Here is a 2,871-nt window from a genome sequence, read left to right on the forward strand (position 1 = left end):
TATATTAAAGTATATTAAATTATTACTATTTATGTTACTAAATTATTTTATATTTTTGATACTTTCATTAGCAAAACCTGTATCAACTATTTTTTCATAAGGAGCTTTTTTATCAAGTTCATTAGCTTCTTTCATTACATTCATTAAAAGATTTAAACTATCTTCTTTTAATACAGGGTCAGAAGACCACGCATCTATAGATTTATATCTTTCAACTACTGATACTAAATCTTTTTTCTCGAAATCTGTAAAGAAAGGTTCTATAGCTGTAGCTACTTCTTCAGCTGTATGATTTTTAACCCATATTTGACCTTTATAAACTGCATTTGTAAATCTTTGGATTACTTCTTTATTATCCTTTATATAATCTTTAGGTGCAGAATAAGCAGTGTAAGGAATAAGTCCAGACTCTTCACCAATAGAAGCTACTACATAGCCCTTACCTTGCTTTTCTATTTCAGAAGCAGCAGGTTCGAATAATGCAACATAATCACCTTCACCACCGGCAAATGAACCTGATAAAACGTTGAATTGAACATCTGTACGGACATTTACTTCATCACTTTTAGTATTTGTTCCTAAAGTTAGATTATTTTTCTTTAAAACATATTCTAATGTCATTTCAGGAACTCCACCTTTTCTACCGCCTAAAACTTCTTTACCTTTTAATTGGTTAAAAGAGAAATTATCGTTTTTCTCACGAGATACTAAAAAACTACCGTCCTTTTGAGTCAATTGTGCAAAATTTACTGCGTAGTTGTCATTGCCTTTATTATATACATAAATAGAAGCTTCAGGACCCATAAGACCTATATCAACCTCTCCTGAAAGTAAGGCTGCCATAGTTTTATCAGCACCTTGTGTATTTATAAGATCTATTTCTATACCTTCCTCATCAAAGAATCCTTGAGTTATTGCTGCATACTGAGGGGCATAAAATATAGAATGAGTTACTTCTCCTACTGTTAACTTAGTCATATCTTTATCAGTAGCATCTGAAGAAGCACCTTTTGTACAACCAGTAACACCTAATGCAAGGCTTGTTGCCACTGCCAATAAAGTTGAGATTTTTTTGAACATAAATAACCCCCTTTAAAAAATTTATACCATTTATTTTATTAAAAATTTAGAATACATGTTCCATATAGTTAATACTATATGGCATAAAATTATCTTTTAGATCTATAAATTTTTTCAGCTATATTCAAAACTTGATACATTACTAAAGCACATACTGCTAATACTATTACACCCATCATAACCAAATCTAATTTAAATACTTGACCTCCATAAACTATTAGATATCCAAGTCCGTATCTAGAAACTAAGAACTCTCCAACTATAACTCCAACCCATGCCATACCTATATTTATTTTTGTTAAGTTAATTAAATTCCCTATATTTGAAGGGAAAATTAACTTCGTTAAAATTTGAAACTTAGTAGCTCCGAAACTCTTAAGCATTTTTATTTTTTCTTCATCTACTGATATAAAATAGTTATAGGCTGAAAGGATAGTAACAACTACAGAAATTGTAATAGCGATAACTATAATACCTTTCATACCAGCACCAGCCCAAACTATTAAAATAGGAGCAAGAGCAGTCTTAGGAAGTGCATTTAAAACTACCAAAAACGGGTCTAGAATTTTTGATAGACGTTCAGACCACCAAAGAAAAATAGCTATTAATATACCTAAAACTGTACCAATTACCAAACCGACAACTGTTTCATAACTAGATATTAAAACGTGTTTTAATAGTTCGCCAGTTTGAAGATACTTAACAAATAAAGCATATATATCACTTGGTTTACTAAATAAAAACACGTCTATGATATTTAAGCGAGCTAGTATTTCCCACAATGCTAGGAATCCGATTAATAAAAGCCATTGAGAAAAAAATACTATTCTCTTTTCTTTTTTTATTGATTTTAAATACTCCATATGACCTGTGGAAAGATTATTTTGTTTCACTTGAATCGATCTCCTTCCATAAGATGTTAAAATAATCTTTAAAGTTTTCAGCACTGCGTGATATAATAGGGGTTCTTTCTCCAGATATTTTTAAGTCTATAGTATAGATACTTTTAATCGTTGCAGGACGCTTTGAAAGGACTGCTATTTTATCTGACATGGATATAGCTTCAGATATATCATGGGTTACTAATATTGCGGATTTACCTTCATTTCTAATGATTTTGTAAACATCGTCACTAACCAAAATTCTAGTTTGATAATCAAGAGCTGAAAATGGCTCGTCAAGCAAAAGAATATCAGGATTTACAGCAAGTGTACGAATTAGAGCAACTCTTTGTCTCATACCACCGGATAGTTCTTTTGGATACATGTTTCTAAAGTCCCATAAACCATAGGTTTTTAATAATCTTTCAATTCTAGAAATAGCTTCAGGAGTTTTCTTTTTTTGAATTTCAAGGCCTATTAAAATATTATCCATTATAGTTCGCCACTCTAAAAGATGATCCTTTTGAAACATATAACCTATATTGCCAGTTATATTAACTTTACCGGATGTTGGTTTTAGAAGTTCTGTTAAAATGTTTAAAATAGTAGATTTACCACTTCCAGAAGGGCCAAGTAGGGTTAGAATTTCTCCCTCACTCAACGAAAAGCTAATATCATTTAAAACTTGGATTTCACCATCTTTATTATAAAAGTTTTTGGTAAGATTTTTCACATCTACTATTGATGTCATAAGATGTCACCTCCATAGATTTTGCTAGTATACTTTATAGTATTAAGAACAAATGAGTTTTGTACCATTTAAATAGATGCAACAAGATATATTTAAGATTAAATGCAACATATATGTAATAAAAATTTGAATATTAATGAAATATTATAAAATTTATTA

3 protein-coding genes are annotated in these 2,871 nt (G+C 30.1%); all 3 read right to left on the reverse strand.

Going from position 1 to position 2,871, the window contains the following annotated elements; all coding sequences use genetic code 11:
* Positions 1-42: 42 nt before the first annotated feature.
* Positions 43-1,080 carry an ABC transporter substrate-binding protein gene (locus VN21_RS15085; protein WP_046823983.1) on the reverse strand — a complete coding sequence of 346 codons (1,038 nt, stop codon included), beginning with the start codon at positions 1,078-1,080 and terminating at the stop codon, positions 43-45.
* Between the two features lie 89 nt (positions 1,081-1,169).
* Positions 1,170-1,973 (reverse strand): ABC transporter permease, encoded by an 804-nt coding sequence (locus VN21_RS15090; RefSeq protein ID WP_025162763.1) that lies wholly within the window; start codon positions 1,971-1,973, stop codon positions 1,170-1,172.
* Positions 1,960-2,712: an ABC transporter ATP-binding protein gene (locus VN21_RS15095; protein ID WP_046823984.1), complete on the reverse strand. Its 753-nt coding sequence runs from the start codon at positions 2,710-2,712 to the stop codon at positions 1,960-1,962. Before VN21_RS15095 ends, VN21_RS15090 begins: the two co-directional genes overlap by 14 nt.
* Positions 2,713-2,871 lie beyond the last annotated feature (159 nt).

This window comes from Paraclostridium benzoelyticum (assembly GCF_001006285.1).
Classification (GTDB): domain Bacteria; phylum Bacillota; class Clostridia; order Peptostreptococcales; family Peptostreptococcaceae; genus Paraclostridium; species Paraclostridium benzoelyticum.